Below are 18,800 nucleotides of genomic sequence, written 5' to 3'. Positions count from 1 at the left end.
GACTATGCTGCGTTCGACTGGCAAAACTTGGGAGCTAGGATGCGTGTTCTTGGTATTCATTTCGGCCTTGATACATCTACCAGTCATGGCAGGTGGGCCATTTGAGGGGGCAAAAGAGCTAAAGCAGATCCCTATTTTTAAGTCTCGTGTTTTACAACTACCTAAATCAGTACATAGAGTCTCTGTCGGCAACCCTGATATCGCTGATATCAAGCTATTGCCCAAAAACAACCTATATATATTAGGCAAAAAGCTGGGTAGTACCAATGTGATGATTTGGGATGAAAATGAAATATTAACCAGTGTCATGGATATAGAAGTGACCCATGATTTAAATGGTTTAAAACTGCGTTTACATGAGTTTTTACCCACTGAAAATCTGGCGGTGCAAACCTCTCAGGGGCAACTATTGTTAAGTGGTCAAGCCTCTAATTTACAAAAAATGAATACCGCCGTCGAGTTAGCTCAGGCTTATGTGGATTCATCGCCTACAGTGGGCAAACCCAAAAGTACCGTGCTAAATATGATGACCATTGGAGGCGGGCATCAAGTCATGTTAGAGGTAGTAGTGGCAGAAGTTCAACGTGAAATTGCGCGTCAATTTGATTCTAAGTTTTTGATATTTAATCAAGGATCAAACCTTTCTGGCGGTGTCGTCGGTGGCGGTGGTGGGTTTGTTGACTCCGCTATCGGCGGGATTAGTAGTAAAGGTTTTTTTGCTCAGTATATTAATCAAGATTTATTAATGAACTTTGCCCTTGATGTGGCTAAACAAAATGGATTGGCCAAAGTGTTAGCCGAGCCAAATGTTACCGCCATGAGTGGTCAAACGGCTGAATTTTTATCTGGTGGTGAATTCCCCATTCCAGTTCCAGATACCAATGGCAGTACTACCATTCAATATCGTGATTTTGGTGTTGGGGTGAAATTTCTCCCTACAGTATTAGATTCTGGCCAGATAAACTTAAATTTAAACGTAGTCGTGAGCGAAGTGAGTAATGCCAATTCTGTGTCGTTATCTGGCAATAATACGAGTGCAGTATTGGTGGTCCCCTCTTTGGTTAAACGCAGTACCGCCACAACGGTTGAGTTAGCCGATGGCCAAACGATTGCGATAAGCGGCTTGATCAGTGATAACTTGCGAGAAAATATCGATAAGGTACCGGGTCTTGGCGATGTTCCAGTATTAGGGCAGCTCTTTTCCAGTAAGAGTTTTCGGAGTGGTCAAACCGAGTTAGTGATTTTAGTGACGCCTCGCCTTGTAAGACCTTTCAATAAAAAAGATATCACTTTGCCTACTGATGGATTTGTTGCCCCCTCTGATGTTGAGTTTTATTTGCTAGGTAAGAGCTCGACCAAAGAGCGCCCTGAGGATAAAACCCAGACGCCATACGAGCCCGTGATGTCTAATGTCAACATTGAAAATAGTGGTACTCAACAAAAATATGGGCATTCACTGTAGATTGGAGTGTTAAGTATGAGTCATTTTAATATCAGAGCCAGTGTGGTGCACAAGTGGGCCGTGGTCTTACTCAGTTTGTTTTTATCTGCTTGTGCCAATGAACATAATTTCGAGATGGGAGAGAGCTATCAACAGGTTAAAAATGTTCAAATTCTCGATCCTGAGGCATCAGTGCGTAACGATGGCTTAGTCTTAAGTCTCGAGGGTAACTATGGCCGTAAAGTGATCTTGAAGTACCGAGATAGTAATGAAGCTCCTATTAAGGCGAAAGAGCTTAGCTCGTCGACTATATTGGAACAATGATGATGAAAAGCTTGAAAATATGTATCACCACAAGTCGCGATTCAATATCGAATCTCGACTCAGGCCGTCAACGCGGTGCAATTTTAGTGATGTTTACCATAGGATTATTTTCGTTACTTGCAGTGGCGGCTTTGGCGCTTGATGGTGGTCATATGTTACTCAGTAAAAGTCGCTTGCAAAATGCAGTTGATGCATCAGCCTTGCATGCGGCTAAAGTGCTCGATAATGGAGCCACATTAGCCGAAGCTAGGCAGGCTGCGGTGAGTATGTTGACTCAAAATCTTGCATTTAAAGAAAATAATGAACTCGAAACTAACATCAGTTTTACGCCTGCTGATTACAGCACCAATTCTGTAACCAGTCACATATCAGTTGAATTTTCCGCCTTACCCGATCCATTTATTCCAGTCGCAATTGAGGGCAGTGAGTATGTTCGAGTAAAAGTTGAAAATGTCGGTTTAGATAATTTTCTTGCCCAGCTGTTGAACTTTAACAAACGTGTTAGGGCTTCAGCCGTTGCTGGGCGCAGTACCGATATCACCTGTAATAATAAACTTGTGCCGTTACTGGTATGTGCAGTCAATGATGATCCTGACTATACGGTAACTGACGCCAGTGGTCAGCAGGTCGCAGCCCCCTTTGGCATAGTGACTAACAGCCTGTACGCCATGAAGTCGGGATCGGGACAAGCTAATGCGCCCGCAATAGGCCCGGGTAATTTTCAGTTGCTGGCACTAGAGGGTACGGGGGCGGATATTTTACGAACGGCATTGGCAGGGGGGTATTCAACTGATACTTGTGTTGGAGCGGGGGATTTGGTGCCAACTAAGACAGGTAATAATGTTGGTCCCGTTGCTCAAGGGCTTAACACCCGTTTTGGTCAGTGGCAAGGCGGTGGGTTGGATCCTGCTGACCATCCAAGGGATCGCAATATATGCCAAGGAGTGCGCATCACGATTGATAATGATGGCAATATAGAAAACCCCAATGCGGACTACTATAGCTATGCCGATTATTTAGCCGATAGTAATACGGGGAATTGTATCGATGATACTATCGAGCCTAATAGCCGTAGAGAGATGCCTGTGGTTATTGGTTTGTGTGATGGGATTAGCAACGGACAGACAGATATCGAGGTAAAAACCACAGGCTGTTTTTTCTTAGTGCAAGATGTTGATCAAGGTGGACAAGAGTCTTTTGTGGTGGGGGAGTTTGTTACCGAGTGTCCCGGCACTGGGAGTGCATCGGTTGATCCTGATTTTGTCAGTAACAACCACACCATAGTGCTGTATAAAGATCCTGATAGTCCAGACTCTTAGGAGAACGCTATGAACTATTCGTTACAAAAGGGCATCGCGGCAGTAGAGATGACCATTCTATTGCCCTTTATGTTACTGCTGGTGTTTGCAACGGGTGAGTTGGGCCGTTTTATATTTCAATATAATACCCTGACGAAATTAGTTCGCGATGCTGGTGTCTATTTAGGCGCTCATGCCGATACCCGACAAACCACATTGCTGCCTTCACCGTTTATTGATGAGGAGTGTGGTTATTGTATTTCAGAAACCAAAAACTTACTTATTTATGGCAATGTGAGTGGAGGGCAAAGCCCATTATTAAAAGGATTAAGCCCGGCTGATATTACTATTAGTGAGTCACCAGTAGGCAGTCGTCGGTTAGTTATTTCTGTGTCCTACAATTGGCAACCTTTATTTGGCGAAAAACTAACCACATTTGGTTTGGGCGATGAGATTGATCTTAGTTTTAACTTGAATACTCACTACGCGGTAACCGCATTATGAAGCCGCAAAAGGGAGTCTATACGGTTGAGTTCGCTATTGTTGCTGGCGTTTTTTTTATTTTGTTATTTAGTGCAATAGAAGTTGGCAGACTCATATACACCTATAATGTATTGCAAGAAGCATCTCGCCGTGCGGCCAGATTAGCTATCGTCTGTCAAACGAGCACCAATATCGACAGCTTAGCCCTGTTTAATGGCGCAAATTTAGTGCCTAACTTGACGGCAGACAACCTAGACATTAGCTATCTTGATCGTGGTGGTTTAGCGGCAACAGGAGCCGATATCGAACTTGTCAAAGCAGAAATTAAAAATTATCAGCATGAATTTTGGGTACCAGGTTTACGCATGACGTTAAACTCGCCTGTCTTTACAACTACCCTACCGAGGGAGAGTTTAGGGGTTTTCCCCGGAGGAGCAACTGTCTGTCAATAATAAACGGTCTGTCAATAATAATAGTTTATTGTTTAACATTAACGACTATAGTAATGATAGGGTCAGTTGTTGTCATTCAAGGTTGATTATATGGAAAAACCATTAAAATTGTTTACTACAGAATCGAGTGATGCGTTAAATTTGGAGGAGAAAATGGATTTTTATATGCCTTCTCCACTCAATGTCTTGTTGATCGATGTGAAAAAAGAGTTTTTACCCCAAATTGAGGCTAATTTAACGCAATGTGTCAATTTACATTGGGAAAAGACGGCAGATTTAACTGGAAGTAAAAATACCGATGTTTCAGGTAAGTCGTTTAACTTAATTTTATTGGTGATCCCAAATGAAGAGGTATTAGCTCAACAAGCCTTAGCATGCGCTGCTAGTTATAAATCAGAGGTGATTATTCTTGGGAGAGATACGCCACAAAAAGTATTACGGCATGCATTTCAATATGGAGTAAGTGATTTTATTCCTCTGGATGCACCCGATATTGAATTGATCACCGCGCTTAAAAATATTGCACAGCAGTTAAACACTAAGGCTGATCTTGCGCCTGTATTAGCCGTGGTTAACGGTAAGGGGGGGTCTGGTGCAAGTTTTATTGCATCAAGTCTGGCCGCCATCGCCGCTGAGCGTGGTGATATGGATGTGGCTTTGTTAGATACCGATTTACATCATGGTGCGTTGGCTCATATTTTAGGGGTTGAACCCAATTATTACCTTGTTGATGCTTTACAGGCGTTAGATGAGCTAGATGAGGTGGCATTGCGTAGTGCAATGATATCGAAAGGCAAGTTACATTTGCTAGCGGCGGCTCCTTTTTCATTATTGAACTTACACCATGATATTAAGTTGGAAAATATATATGACTTATTATGGAAATGTCGTCAATATAATGATCAGGTTATTTTGGATTACTCTCGTGGTCCAGAGTATTGGAATATAGAGTTACTTCGTAATGCCGATATTTTAGTGGTGGCACAACAAAATTTAATCATCATTCGAGAGGTGAAGGCGCTTATTCAACAATTGATTAATCATTTGGGCATTACCAAGGATAGGATCCATATATTAGTTAATCGATATGATAAGTCAGATACTCAAATAAAATTAAATGATATTAAGCAGGCAGTCGGTATCGACTCTGTGTTTGTTGTAGAGAATGATTATAATTTAGCGAGCCAGTGTGAGGATTTAGGTAAGCCCATTACTGAAATAGCTAAAAAACAACGAATGTATCTTGACTTACTAGAGTTAACACAACAATTAATTCCTGCTAAAGGCAGTGAAGCAAAGCAAGCGAAAGGTTTTTGGGCGCGTTTATTGGGGCATTAGTTGAGGCATCAGATTATGGATAATATGAGTTTGGCTGGTAAAGATAGTTATCAACCCCTGAGTGTTGAAGAGCAACAGCTCAAGATCAAACTGTATGATAAATTACTCAGCGTGATGGATCTTTCATTGATTGAAACTGTTTCAGCAGACCAAGCTCGTGGTCAAATAAGTGAAATATGCGAACGGCTTATTAATGAACTGCATGTTCCAATTAATCTAGCCTCTAGAAAAAGATTAATAAAACTCATAATAGATGAAGTGTTAGGCTTAGGGCCATTAGAGACCTTATTGGCGGATCCGACGATCTCTGACATTTTGGTCAACTCTTTTGATAGGGTTTATGTCGAGCGTCGAGGTAAATTAGAACCCGTAAATATTAAGTTTCATAGCAATGCCCACCTGCTCAATATAATTGACCGTATTGTTTCTAGTGTCGGACGCCGTATTGATGAGTCCTCTCCTATGGTTGATGCTCGATTAGCTGATGGCTCTAGGGTCAATGCGATTATTCCTCCTTTAGCCTTAGATGGCCCTTCGCTCTCTATTCGACGCTTTTCTGTCGATAAATTGACCGCAAAAGAGTTGATCGAATATGGCTCGATCACTGCAGAAATGGTTGAACTGCTCCAAGGCGCGGTTAAAGGCAAGTTAAATGTATTGGTATCAGGCGGAACCGGTAGTGGTAAAACAACCTTACTTAATATGCTGTCTGGCTATATTCCCTCTAATGAGCGTATTGTGACGATTGAAGATTCAGCTGAACTCCAATTACAACAGCCCCATACCGTTAGGTTAGAGACTCGTCCACAAAATATTGAAGGTCGTGGTGAGGTGACTCAGCGAGATCTCGTCAAAAACTGTTTGCGAATGCGACCAGATAGAATCGTTGTGGGAGAGGTCCGTGGTGGTGAAGCATTAGATATGCTTACAGCGATGAATACTGGTCATGAAGGATCGCTCACAACATTGCACGCCAACAGCCCTCGAGATGCACTCGGCAGATTAGAATACATGGTCTGTATGGCTGGATTTGATATGCCAGTGAGTAATATTAGAACTCAAATTGCTTCAGCGATAGATTTGGTGGTTCAGCTTGAACGCCAAGAAGATGGACGCAGGCGCGTAATTAGTATTCAGGAAATTAACGGTATGGAAGGGGATATCATTACCATGTCGGAGATATTCCGTTTTACCCGCGAAGGTATCGATGAACAAGGTCAAATTAAGGGGCGTTTTGAGGCAACTGGCGTAATACCAGGTTTTCATTCTAAACTCAAACAACATGGCATCGATTTACCATATCAATTATTTAATTGTGGTGATCCTTTCGCTAAGTTCTAGGAGCTTTATCTATGCCTTCCAATGAAATGATATTTTTAGGGTTAATATTCATCGCTGTTATTTTTCTTTCTCAAGCCCTGTTTTTACCCGTATACAGTCCACAGCGTGCTAACACAGCACAGGTTCGTAAACGCTTACAGAAGTTATCGCAAGAATCGGGTGATGGTGTACTTGAAACATCGTTACTGAGGAAAAACCGATTAAGTAAAGTGGGCGCAATAGGTCGAGCATTAGAGCATATAGGTTTTATAGAAGATTTAAGTTATCGACTTGAACTGGCTGATTACCGTTTGTTAGGTCACCAATTCTTGCTGTTGACACTAGCTATAGCCAGTTTGGTAGGAGTGGCGAGCTGGTGGTATATGCGCGAACCATTAATGACTCTGTTTGCTATTTTGATGGTTTTCATGTTGTTCTTTTTTAAGCTCAATAGGGATACAGCTAAAAGGATGGATGCAATTGAAGCCAGCTTTCCCGATGCGCTTGATGTGTTAAGACGAGCCTTACAAGCTGGTTATTCTTTTTCTGATGCCATTAAGTTAGTGACTGAAGAGATGGATGGTCCATTGGCTAAAGAATTCAGCCTAATGTTCGCAAATATCAATTACAGTAAAGATACTAAAAGAGCTATTCTCGGATTTATTGAACGTGTACCAAGTGTGTCTGCAATGGCATTTTCAAGCGCGATTATGGTACAGAAAGAAACGGGTGGTAATTTAGCGGAAAATATCGATAACTTGTCAAAAGTTATCCGTAAACGTTTTATGTTTCGACGTCGAGTGAGAACTCTATCAGCAGAGGGACGGCTTTCTGCTTGGATCTTAATTTTATTGCCATTCGTACTCTTTGCGGTGATTTACTTACAAACCCCTAGCTATGTTGGCGAACTGACAGGAACTGAAGATGGGCGACGCTTATTAGTATGGGGCGCGATTGGCATGACACTGGGTGGGCTTTGGATCAGTAAACTGATTAGGATTGATATGTGATATGGACTACTTAATAGGACTTATAAATCAGGCTTTTGACGATCCCCAACATGTAAAATGGGCTATTTACATTGTTGCTGCGATAGCGGGAATAACATTAGCACTCTCTGTTTCATTTCTCATTAGCGGTGTCTACTCTCCCGTAAGGAAGCGTTTGCAGCATATTACAGGCGATAAGAGTCAATCAGTTGTTGATGAGCAGAGTGAAGTCAATAAAACCTTAGAGCATGGTATTGGTAAGCTAGGTAAACTCTCTTTTTTGAATCTATCGAATGATGAAACCCGTCGACTACTGATCCATGCTGGCTTGCATTCAGATAATGCATTAGCGGTATTTAGTGCCATTCGGCTCTTGTTGCTCTTGATTGGTGCAGTGATCTCTATTGTGCTGCTGCAATATTTTAATGAGTTGTCAGCCATGATCAGTATCTATTTAGTTTGTTTGATCATGGGCGTTTTCTTTTTGGCTCCATCAATGATTTTGACCTATATGGCGAATAAACGTATGCGTGCATTGCGGATTGGATTTCCCGATGCACTTGATCTACTCGTTGTTTGTTGTGAGGCTGGATTAGGACTTTTAGCAGCTTTACAGCGTGTAGCCAGAGAGCTGTCATTAAGTCATCCCGATTTATCCAGTGAACTCGAATTAGTGTGTAATAAAGTTAGAGCAGGTCTGACAATAAAAGTGGCCTTGAATGAGTTTACAGAGCGCACAGGTCTAGAAGATATTAAGGGACTCAATTCGGCTATTTCACAGAGTATGAGATTAGGTACTGGGATTGCTGCTACATTAAGGGTATTTTCGGAAGAGTATCGAGATAAACGCTTACAACAAGCTGAAGAACAAGCAGCCAAGATGGCTGTAAAAATGATATTTCCGATGATGTTTTGTATATGGCCCTCTTTCTTTATTGTTGCCGTGGGTCCAGCTGTACTGAAAGTGATGAAAGTCTGGGGGCAAGCTTTCTAAACATAGAATGTGGCCATATGCGAGTAATGAAATAAATCAGGGAGCGAGTTTATGTTTATAAGGTATTGGGGAGAGCAGCGCTTGGCTGTTATGGCATTGGTATTTACTCTCATGCTGAGTGGCTGCGCGTCTACCAATGAGGAAGTTCAAATTTCAACAAAACCGCAGCGCCAAGATCTATATCAGGGACAATCACAAGTTGCTTTAGGTGTAAGTGCGCCTTTGTCTGAGGAGGATGCACTTGATCGAGCCATCAATGCTGAGCGAGCGGGTGATCTCGATAAGGCACTATATGCTTATATTCAAGCGCTAGATTTTAATCAGAACAATGCCGATACCTTTTATCAAATTGCTCGAATACATTTGGCTAAAGGGAATAAAGAGATTGCGTTTAAAGCGTATAACGAAGCCTTAGTTATCGCCCCTGATCATATATTGGTCAATGCTGAATTAGGGATACTTGAGATTGACCGACGTCAATATGCATTGGCTCGCAAACATCTTGAAAAAACGGTCATGCTCGATCAACAAAGATTAGCTGAGCGGAAGACTAATACAGCTAAAGCAAGCAACCTTGCTTTAGATGAGTTGTCTCCTTTACGAGTGTACAACGCGCTGGGGATTTTAGAAGATCTGGAGAATCATCATCAGGCGGCTAGAACTTATTTTTTGTTGATATTAGCTTTTCAACCACAATCGTCGGTAATCGCGACTAATATAGGTTACTCATTTTATCTCGTTGGTGACTACGAACAAGCGGAAGCCTATCTCAAGCAGGCATTAAGAGCAGATCCTAGTTTTAGTCGAGCCTGGTCAAATTTAGGTTTGGTATACATACGTAAAGGATCCTATCGAAAAGCTTTAGCTAGTTTCGAGCAGACGATGTCCACAGCCGATGCATTAAATGATCTTGGATACTTTTTAATGTTAGAAGGAAAGTATGAGCAAGCGATCACTCTGTTTAAGCAAGCGATAGACACTTCGCCAACCTATTTTGAGCGAGCACAGAAAAACCTTAAGATAGCATTAGCCTCTAAAATTAATTAACAAAATATTGTATTAACCTGACTTGGCAGTTGCTAGGTCTTTTTTTGAGGCATCTTGGCTTGGGCAATATGGTTTTCACAGGGATTATTCTAAAACTATTAAAGGAAAAACGAACTGCAGTCATAAGCACTAACTCAAAACATCTTCCTACGTATCGCCCTACAAGAGTACCTAGGCATAGGATTAACAGGGTAAACAGTGTACTAATATTGTGCTAGAAAGCCTCGGTGGGTGGATTTTTAAGCGAACGCTCCAGTGTGGTAAAAATAAGGGTTGCGCTATCATTAGCAATCCCTATAATGCGCAACCACTGACACGGCGAAGCTCGCAGAGACAAGTCGTAAAGCACTAAGTAACTTGGTTAAACACCTAGCTTACAGCGTGGTCAGGCACTGAAAAGTACCGCGTCAAAAAGTTTTCAAAAACTGCTTGACGCGAACCACGGATTGCGTAGAATACGCAGCCCTAGCCACTTGGAACTACCGAGATGTGCTAACGCTCTTTAACAATTTATCAAGTAATCTGTGTGGACACTCACAGGTGTTGAGTTAATCGAAATTGCCTAACCTTAGGGTTGGCAATCAAAGAATTAAATCAACCAATTCTTTCACTTTCTCTCACGAGAGGTGATGAGTGTTCATAGCAATATGTACAAAGAATTAATCGCAAGATTAGTTCGAACAGAATTCGTTGAGCCGTTTGACGTAAGTCAAACAACAAAACTTTAATTGAAGAGTTTGATCATGGCTCAGATTGAACGCTGGCGGCAGGCCTAACACATGCAAGTCGAGCGGTAACAGGAAGAAAGCTTGCTTTCTTTGCTGACGAGCGGCGGACGGGTGAGTAATGCCTAGGGAACTGCCCAGTCGAGGGGGATAACAGTTGGAAACGACTGCTAATACCGCATACGCCCTACGGGGGAAAAGAGGGGACCTTCGGGCCTTCTGCGATTGGATGTACCTAGGTGGGATTAGCTAGTTGGTGAGGTAATGGCTCACCAAGGCGACGATCCCTAGCTGTTCTGAGAGGATGATCAGCCACACTGGGACTGAGACACGGCCCAGACTCCTACGGGAGGCAGCAGTGGGGAATATTGCACAATGGGCGCAAGCCTGATGCAGCCATGCCGCGTGTGTGAAGAAGGCCTTCGGGTTGTAAAGCACTTTCAGCGAGGAGGAAAGCTTAAGCGTTAATAGCGTTTAGGTGTGACGTTACTCGCAGAAGAAGGACCGGCTAACTTCGTGCCAGCAGCCGCGGTAATACGAGGGGTCCAAGCGTTAATCGGAATTACTGGGCGTAAAGCGTACGCAGGCGGTTTGTTAAGCGAGATGTGAAAGCCCCGGGCTCAACCTGGGAATTGCATTTCGAACTGGCAGACTAGAGTCTTGTAGAGGGGGGTAGAATTTCAGGTGTAGCGGTGAAATGCGTAGAGATCTGAAGGAATACCGGTGGCGAAGGCGGCCCCCTGGACAAAGACTGACGCTCAGGTACGAAAGCGTGGGGAGCAAACAGGATTAGATACCCTGGTAGTCCACGCCGTAAACGATGTCTACTCGGAGTTTGGTGCCTTGAGCACTGGGCTCCCAAGCTAACGCATTAAGTAGACCGCCTGGGGAGTACGGCCGCAAGGTTAAAACTCAAATGAATTGACGGGGGCCCGCACAAGCGGTGGAGCATGTGGTTTAATTCGATGCAACGCGAAGAACCTTACCTACTCTTGACATCCAGAGAATTCGCTAGAGATAGCTTAGTGCCTTCGGGAACTCTGAGACAGGTGCTGCATGGCTGTCGTCAGCTCGTGTTGTGAAATGTTGGGTTAAGTCCCGCAACGAGCGCAACCCTTATCCTTATTTGCCAGCACGTAATGGTGGGAACTTTAGGGAGACTGCCGGTGATAAACCGGAGGAAGGTGGGGACGACGTCAAGTCATCATGGCCCTTACGAGTAGGGCTACACACGTGCTACAATGGCAAGTACAGAGGGTTGCAAAGCCGCGAGGTGGAGCTAATCTCACAAAGCTTGTCGTAGTCCGGATTGGAGTCTGCAACTCGACTCCATGAAGTCGGAATCGCTAGTAATCGTGGATCAGAATGCCACGGTGAATACGTTCCCGGGCCTTGTACACACCGCCCGTCACACCATGGGAGTGGGCTGCACCAGAAGTAGATAGCTTAACCTTTCGAGGAGGGCGTTTACCACGGTGTGGTTCATGACTGGGGTGAAGTCGTAACAAGGTAGCCCTAGGGGAACCTGGGGCTGGATCACCTCCTTACCTATACGACTAACTTAATGTTTGTTGAGTGTTCACACAGATTACTTGATAGAAAGAAAGAGCAAAATATCGAAAGATAATTTTTGAGGGATTTGATTCAGTTAGAATTAAATAACCAAAAAGAATGGGTCTGTAGCTCAGCTGGTTAGAGCGCACCCCTGATAAGGGTGAGGTCGGTGGTTCAAGTCCACTCTGACCCACCAAATCTTCGTTTATTCTATGTTAACTTATTACTCGTTTAGTGAACTAAACGTCGCAACAAGTTACCTTGACTAAACTCGATTTGGCTTCGCCAAAATTATTTGGCATTCGATATATTTGTTTGACTGCATGTAAATGGGGCTATAGCTCAGCTGGGAGAGCGCCTGCCTTGCACGCAGGAGGTCTGCGGTTCGATCCCGCATAGCTCCACCATTTACTTGCACATGGATAGAGATGCCAAAGATAAATGCAAAATTTATCTTTGGCTTTTTTAAGCCCGCTCTTTAAAAATTTGGAAAGCTGATAGTGTTAATGTGAAAGGGATAGTGACGTACTTGTACGTGATTATTTGTAGCATTGACGCGAAAATTAAAATTGAGTTCTCAAACACTTAAATCAAGTGCCGAGTCATTGTAATGATGATTCATGAGTATTCTTTTGGCGAAAGTAAACACCATTAGTTGCGATACAACATCAAGCTTACCCGCTTGATAAAGTTTGTTTCCTTGTGAAACTCATTTGGGTTGTATGGTTAAGTGACTAAGCGTATACGGTGGATGCCTTGGCAGTCAGAGGCGATGAAGGACGTAGTAACTTGCGAAAAGCGTTGGCGAGCTAGTAACAAGCATTTGAGCTAACGATGTCCGAATGGGGAAACCCACATGCATAAGCATGTATCACAACATGAATACATAGTGTTGTGAGGCGAACCCGGGGAACTGAAACATCTAAGTACCCGGAGGAAAAGAAATCAACCGAGATTCCCCTAGTAGCGGCGAGCGAACGGGGATTAGCCCTTAAGCGTAGAGGGTGTTAGTGGAATGTGTTGGAAAGCACAGCGGCACAGGGTGATAGCCCCGTACATGAAAACTAACTTTACGTGAAAACGAGTAGGACGGGACACGTGACATCTTGTCTGAACATGGGGGGACCATCCTCCAAGGCTAAATACTCCTGACTGACCGATAGTGAACCAGTACCGTGAGGGAAAGGCGAAAAGAACCCCTGTGAGGGGAGTGAAATAGAACCTGAAACCGTATACGTACAAGCAGTGGGAGCGGTTCTTGAGACCGTGACTGCGTACCTTTTGTATAATGGGTCAGCGACTTACATTTTGTAGCGAGGTTAAGCGAATAGCGGAGCCGTAGGGAAACCGAGTGTTAACTGCGCGTTTAGTTGCAAGGTGTAGACCCGAAACCCGGTGATCTAGCCATGGGCAGGTTGAAGGTTGAGTAACATCAACTGGAGGACCGAACACACGTATGTTGAAAAATGCGGTGATGACTTGTGGCTGGGGGTGAAAGGCCAATCAAACCGGGAGATATCTGGTTCTCCTCGAAAGCTATTTAGGTAGCGCCTCGAGCGAATACCATTGGGGGTAGAGCACTGTTAAGGCTAGGGGGTCATCCCGACTTACCAACCCTTTGCAAACTCCGAATACCAATGAGTACTACTCGGGAGACACACGGCGGGTGCTAACGTCCGTCGTGAAAAGGGAAACAACCCAGACCATCAGCTAAGGTCCCAAAGTTATTGCTAAGTGGGAAACGATGTGGGAAGGCTTAGACAGCTAGGATGTTGGCTTAGAAGCAGCCATCATTTAAAGAAAGCGTAATAGCTCACTAGTCGAGTCGGCCTGCGCGGAAGATTTAACGGGGCTAAGCAATACACCGAAGCTATGGGTACTAGCGCTTGCGCTAGTGCGGTAGAGGAGCGTTCTGTAAGCCGTTGAAGGTGAAGGGGTAACCCACGCTGGAGGTATCAGAAGTGCGAATGCTGACATGAGTAACGATAAAGGGGGTGAAAAACCCCCTCGCCGAAAGACCAAGGGTTCCTGTCCAATGTTAATCAGGGCAGGGTGAGTCGACCCCTAAGGCGAGGCCGAAAGGCGTAGTCGATGGGAAACAGGTTAATATTCCTGTACTTCTGCTAACTGCGATGGAGAGACGGAGAAGGCTAGGCTAGCGCGGCGTTGGTTGTCCGCGTTTAAGGCTGTAGGTGGTGCACTTAGGCAAATCCGGGTGCACATACACTGAGAGTTGACGACGAGGTTCTACGGAACTGAAGTAGTTGATGCCATGCTTCCAGGAAAATCTTCTAAGCTTCAGGTTAGCAGGAATCGTACCCCAAACCGACACAGGTGGTTGGGTAGAGAATACCAAGGCGCTTGAGAGAACTCGGCTGAAGGAACTAGGCAAAATGGTACCGTAACTTCGGGAGAAGGTACGCTCCTGTTGGTGATGAGACTTGCTCTCTAAGCTGACGGGAGTCGCAGATACCAGGTGGCTGCAACTGTTTATCAAAAACACAGCACTGTGCAAACTCGCAAGAGGAAGTATACGGTGTGACGCCTGCCCGGTGCCGGAAGGTTAATTGATTGGGTTATCTTCGGAGAAGCTCATGATCGAAGCCCCGGTAAACGGCGGCCGTAACTATAACGGTCCTAAGGTAGCGAAATTCCTTGTCGGGTAAGTTCCGACCTGCACGAATGGCGTAATGATGGCCACGCTGTCTCCAGCCGAGACTCAGTGAAGTTGAAATTGCGGTGAAGATGCCGTATACCCGCGGCTAGACGGAAAGACCCCGTGAACCTTTACTATAGCTTGGCACTGAACATTGACCCTACATGTGTAGGATAGGTGGGAGACTTTGAAGCAGGAACGCCAGTTCTTGTGGAGTCAACCTTGAAATACCACCCTTGTAGTGTTGATGTTCTAACTCTGGCCCCTGAATCGGGGTTGAGGACAGTGCCTGGTGGGTAGTTTGACTGGGGCGGTCTCCTCCCAAAGAGTAACGGAGGAGCACGAAGGTTGGCTAAGTACGGTCGGACATCGTACGGTTAGTGCAATGGCATAAGCCAGCTTAACTGCGAGACATACACGTCGAGCAGGTGCGAAAGCAGGTCATAGTGATCCGGTGGTTCTGAATGGAAGGGCCATCGCTCAACGGATAAAAGGTACTCCGGGGATAACAGGCTGATACCGCCCAAGAGTTCATATCGACGGCGGTGTTTGGCACCTCGATGTCGGCTCATCACATCCTGGGGCTGAAGTCGGTCCCAAGGGTATGGCTGTTCGCCATTTAAAGTGGTACGCGAGCTGGGTTCAGAACGTCGTGAGACAGTTCGGTCCCTATCTGCCGTGGGCGTTGGATGATTGAAGGGAGCTGCTCCTAGTACGAGAGGACCGGAGTGGACGAACCGCTGGTGTTCGGGTTGTCATGCCAATGGCATTGCCCGGTAGCTACGTTCGGAATCGATAACCGCTGAAAGCATCTAAGCGGGAAGCGAGCCCTAAGATGAGTCATCCCTAGGACTTTAAGTCCTCTAAAGGGCCGTAGGAGACTACTACGTTGATAGGCAAGGTGTGTAAGCGTTGTGAGGCGTTGAGCTAACTTGTACTAATGACCCGTGAGGCTTAACCATACAACCCAAAAGGATTTCTAACTAAGTGAATACTTAGCGAAAGAATACCGACACTTGATTTAGTGTGACTCAAATTTAAAACAGCTTTCTAAATTTCCAAATTTGTCTGGAAACCATAGCATTGTGGTACCACCTGATCCCATCCCGAACTCAGAAGTGAAACGCAATCGCGCCGATGGTAGTGTGGGGTCTCCCCATGTGAGAGTAGGTCATTTCCAGACGCCTAATACTTCTCGAAAGAGAATCGATAAATCCCCAGCACTTCGTGTTGGGGATTTTTTCGTTTAACCGCTGTTGAAATTAACGTTGTGAGCTCCAATATTCATGTTGGGGTCACACATCTTCAACATTCACCACATCCTTGTGGCAACTAGATTTGGCTCACTATCTTGTGTTAAGAAGCCGAATAACGTGCAGTGGGTTACTTGGATTTGGCTGGTTCAATGGCATTTATTTTGGCTTTAAATGCTTGGCGAGTTTGTTCATTGGCTTGTTGATACCAAAAATCGAGCATCTGACTAATATTAATCTGAGTTGTATTATCAGGGCTGTCAGTTACTGAAACCTGTGTTGCAGTCAAAGATGTTGCTATAACTTGTGGTTGCATCTTGATGGCTGCAGCTGCTGCGCTGAGGTTATATTGATTGATCTCCTCTCGGTAATTACGACCTATCTGGATACCATCTTTAGTTAGTGTATCAATACGATAGTCGATTTGTTGGCCATTGTCGTCGATGATGCTGACCTTGGGGTGTTGGTTAAATTTATCTGCATCGCTAGTAGAGTTAATTTTGGGCAAACTTATTTTGTATTTTGCATTTTGCCCGGTGAAAGTCACAATGACAGCTTCAGATATAAAGCGTTGATTTTGCCCTTGATGGCGAAAGTTAGCTAGGTATTTGAATACTATCTGCTGCTCGCCATCCTCTGCGGTTAAGTTGGTTGTGTCAGTTTCTTGTGCATTGAATAGTAATGGCTTAGTGTTAGCCGGTAAGCTGACACTGATAGCTGCTAAGGTTGTTGGCGCTATGAGCATCGCACTGAGAAGCCCTAATTTAGAAAGTAATGGATACGGTATTTTCATATAAAACTCAGATAATGATCAGCTCACAATTATATAGCACTTAAGTCAGATGTTGAAAATGACAGTTAAAAATCATGGACAACAATTTGTCCAGTGTGAGGTATTAATAACAGTAATTTAAATGCGCTAGGGTTATAATTTATCTCGGTTTATTGATGGAGAGTGCCGTGCTAACCAAATTGTTGGTAACCTTGTTAATTATTGCTGGTGCATTATTTTATGTTCGTAAACCGGCGCGTTATGAGCAGACTGAAACCGCCACTCAATTTGGCCAGCGACTGCTATTTCGTTATGTTGCCATGGGCTTTGTCGTGTTTGCGTTGCTCGGTAGCGCGCTGTATTGGTATTGGACTTGGCAAGATGGGGAGCAGGTTGTTAGCGTTAGCATTGTTTCACCTTTAGAGGATAAAGTTAATATCTATCAAGTGCATAAGCGGGATATAAAAGATAATGAGCTCACTACAGTCGATGGTATTAAGATCCGCTTGTCGACTCAAGAACGGATAATTATTGCGCCAGTCGATGTCAAATAACACAATTTCTGTCGCGTAAGTCGGTATCAAACAACATCACATGTAATTGCTGATAATTAAGTTATCGCAGATGCCACTAGTTTTATCTTAACTGCTAGCCAATTGTGCTTGATTCGGTACAATAAAGATTCATTCACCCTGCGCTTCGATGGCACCCCTTTTTCATCAGAGTGTTTTTTCAGGAGGCCATATGATCACAGCTTATGTCTATGAAGAGAATAAGTTATCTATTATCGAATTGAACGTCCAAGACAGCGTTCCTGATGGGACATTATGGCTAGACCTGTTCAAACCCGAAGATGATGAACGTGAGTGGTTACGAGGCTATTCATCAGAAGAATTGCCTGAAGAGGAAGATATTAACGAGATTGAGGCTTCGGCGCGTTTTTATCAAAATAAAGATGGTTTACACATCAACTCTTTGTTTCCCCAGCGTGTTGGACAAGACGTAAAAGGCGTCAACATATCATTTAACCTTCGTAGTCATTTTTTGGTGACGTTACGTGAAGACGATGTCGGCCTCATTCGTTTACTGCGTAATTACCTGCGTTTGGGCAGGTTGGATGTGAAAACCCCGCAAGCGTTATTTTTAGAGTTGTTTAATCTAAAAGTGGACTACCTATCTGATTTAATTGAGGATGTTTATTCTGTTCTCGAAAATGTCGGCGATCGAGTATTTGAAAGTGATGAACTTGACGATGTGTTTAAGTTAATTACTTTACAGGAAGATTCTAACGGTAAAATTCGCCTTAGTTTGCTCGATACCCAGCGCTCGCTGCGTTATATGCAGCGCTATTATCGTGGCAAGCTAACAGATGATGATTTAAAAGATCTACGTGAGATGTTGTCTGATATTGAATCCCTGATGCCACACAGTCAGTTTATTTTCGACAAGCTAAACTTTTTGCTCGATGCTGCTATGGGCTTTAGTGGTTTGCAGCAAAATAAGATTATTAAAATCTTCTCGGTTGCAGCGGTCATTTTCCTGCCACCGACCGTGATAGCGAGTGCCTATGGAATGAACTTTGCTAATATGCCAGAACTGAGTTGGCAGTGGGGCTATCCGATGGCGATTTTGATGATGTTTGGTAGCGCTGCATCAACTTACTTTTTCTTTAAGCGTAAGGGCTGGCTATAGCGAGTGGCACTTAATGGTTAACCCTGTAGTTAAGAGTTGATTTTACTCTCTTTAATTACCTTAAGTTGAACTACTTGGGCTTTATTATCTCGAAATCTTTGTGGCTCCGTTATGACCTGATTCAGCGAAGTGAATTTGTCATTCATTAACTTTAATGTCAAAAAGCATTTTGCATATGGATTACTACAGCGCGACATCTGTAAGCTGAGATTATGCTGCAATGATTCTAGCTGCGCACGTGTATTGGGCGCAGCTTCATCAATAAGTGCTTGATTTAGATTTTTTTGCAGCGCAGCCAACTGTTCAGGCGCATGTTGTGCAAGCCAGTGCAAACTATCAAAGTCTGGAAGTTCAACCATATTCCCCAACCTGTCTTTAGTGCTTATCGCTCGACTAATCTGCTTTATTCTAGTCGCAGATAGTCAATAACGGTAAGCTGTTCCTTGAGGTTTGGATATATCT

14 protein-coding genes, 2 tRNA genes and 3 rRNA genes are annotated in these 18,800 nt (G+C 44.0%); 17 read left to right on the top strand and 2 right to left on the bottom strand.

Features of this window, described 5'->3' with window-relative positions:
- Positions 1–4: 4 nt before the first annotated feature.
- The 15 genes from AC5YBX_RS10570 (at position 5) to rrf (ending at position 15,804) form a co-directional block, all read left to right on the top strand.
- Positions 5–1,462, top strand: coding sequence for a type II and III secretion system protein family protein (locus AC5YBX_RS10570; protein ID WP_494523634.1), 1,458 nt, complete (start codon positions 5–7; stop codon positions 1,460–1,462).
- Between the two features lie 15 nt (positions 1,463–1,477).
- Positions 1,478–1,765, top strand: coding sequence for a hypothetical protein (locus AC5YBX_RS10565; RefSeq protein ID WP_494518887.1), 288 nt, complete (start codon positions 1,478–1,480; stop codon positions 1,763–1,765).
- Complete coding sequence (locus AC5YBX_RS10560; RefSeq protein WP_494523633.1) at positions 1,765–3,084, top strand: pilus assembly protein TadG-related protein; 1,320 nt, start codon at positions 1,765–1,767, stop codon at positions 3,082–3,084. The genes AC5YBX_RS10565 and AC5YBX_RS10560 overlap by 1 nt, the downstream gene beginning before the upstream one ends.
- A gap of 9 nt (positions 3,085–3,093) precedes the next feature.
- Positions 3,094–3,567: a TadE family protein gene (locus AC5YBX_RS10555; RefSeq protein ID WP_494518889.1), complete on the top strand. Its 474-nt coding sequence runs from the start codon at positions 3,094–3,096 to the stop codon at positions 3,565–3,567.
- A complete protein-coding gene (locus AC5YBX_RS10550; protein WP_494523632.1) occupies positions 3,564–3,998 on the top strand; it encodes a TadE/TadG family type IV pilus assembly protein in 435 nt (144 codons plus the stop codon). Before AC5YBX_RS10555 ends, AC5YBX_RS10550 begins: the two co-directional genes overlap by 4 nt.
- A gap of 90 nt (positions 3,999–4,088) precedes the next feature.
- Positions 4,089–5,336: a CpaE/TadZ family protein gene (locus AC5YBX_RS10545; RefSeq protein WP_494523631.1), complete on the top strand. Its 1,248-nt coding sequence runs from the start codon at positions 4,089–4,091 to the stop codon at positions 5,334–5,336.
- Positions 5,337–5,351: 15 nt separating this feature from the next.
- Positions 5,352–6,677 carry a TadA family conjugal transfer-associated ATPase gene (locus AC5YBX_RS10540; RefSeq protein ID WP_494523630.1) on the top strand — a complete coding sequence of 442 codons (1,326 nt, stop codon included), beginning with the start codon at positions 5,352–5,354 and terminating at the stop codon, positions 6,675–6,677.
- 11 nt (positions 6,678–6,688) lie between these two features.
- Positions 6,689–7,666, top strand: a complete 978-nt coding sequence (locus AC5YBX_RS10535) for a type II secretion system F family protein (protein ID WP_494523629.1) — start codon at positions 6,689–6,691, stop codon at positions 7,664–7,666.
- 1 nt (position 7,667) lies between these two features.
- Positions 7,668–8,639 (top strand): type II secretion system F family protein, encoded by a 972-nt coding sequence (locus AC5YBX_RS10530; RefSeq protein WP_494518894.1) that lies wholly within the window; start codon positions 7,668–7,670, stop codon positions 8,637–8,639.
- A gap of 51 nt (positions 8,640–8,690) precedes the next feature.
- Positions 8,691–9,686: a tetratricopeptide repeat protein gene (locus tag AC5YBX_RS10525; RefSeq protein WP_494518895.1), complete on the top strand. Its 996-nt coding sequence runs from the start codon at positions 8,691–8,693 to the stop codon at positions 9,684–9,686.
- A 725-nt stretch (positions 9,687–10,411) separates the two neighbouring features.
- Positions 10,412–11,958: ribosomal RNA gene (locus AC5YBX_RS10520) — 16S ribosomal RNA — on the top strand.
- Positions 11,959–12,084: 126 nt separating this feature from the next.
- Positions 12,085–12,161, top strand: a tRNA-Ile gene (locus tag AC5YBX_RS10515).
- 135 nt (positions 12,162–12,296) lie between these two features.
- Positions 12,297–12,372 (top strand) — tRNA-Ala (locus AC5YBX_RS10510).
- A gap of 317 nt (positions 12,373–12,689) precedes the next feature.
- Positions 12,690–15,583 (top strand): 23S ribosomal RNA (locus AC5YBX_RS10505).
- A 105-nt stretch (positions 15,584–15,688) separates the two neighbouring features.
- Positions 15,689–15,804 (top strand): 5S ribosomal RNA (gene rrf, locus AC5YBX_RS10500).
- Together the 16S, 23S and 5S rRNA genes with 2 tRNA genes alongside form the textbook arrangement of a ribosomal RNA operon.
- A gap of 200 nt (positions 15,805–16,004) precedes the next feature.
- On the opposite strand, the gene AC5YBX_RS10495 is transcribed toward rrf, so the two are convergent.
- Complete coding sequence (locus AC5YBX_RS10495) at positions 16,005–16,667, bottom strand: YccT family protein (RefSeq protein WP_494518897.1); 663 nt, start codon at positions 16,665–16,667, stop codon at positions 16,005–16,007.
- A gap of 167 nt (positions 16,668–16,834) precedes the next feature.
- On the opposite strand from AC5YBX_RS10495, the gene AC5YBX_RS10490 reads away from it, so the two are divergent.
- Both AC5YBX_RS10490 and corA read left to right on the top strand, forming a co-directional pair.
- Positions 16,835–17,200: a hypothetical protein gene (locus AC5YBX_RS10490; RefSeq protein WP_494518898.1), complete on the top strand. Its 366-nt coding sequence runs from the start codon at positions 16,835–16,837 to the stop codon at positions 17,198–17,200.
- 190 nt (positions 17,201–17,390) lie between these two features.
- Positions 17,391–18,338, top strand: coding sequence for a magnesium/cobalt transporter CorA (gene corA / locus AC5YBX_RS10485; protein WP_494518899.1), 948 nt, complete (start codon positions 17,391–17,393; stop codon positions 18,336–18,338).
- A gap of 29 nt (positions 18,339–18,367) precedes the next feature.
- Here the strand turns inward: corA and AC5YBX_RS10480 are convergent, their stop codons facing one another.
- A complete protein-coding gene (locus AC5YBX_RS10480; RefSeq protein WP_494518900.1) occupies positions 18,368–18,697 on the bottom strand; it encodes a DUF3135 domain-containing protein in 330 nt (109 codons plus the stop codon).
- Between the last annotated feature and the right edge of the window lie 103 nt (positions 18,698–18,800).

The organism is Shewanella sp. 492 (assembly GCF_059338445.1).
The sequence above is the reverse complement of the archived record's forward strand: the minus strand, read 5'-3'. Positions and strand labels throughout refer to the sequence as shown.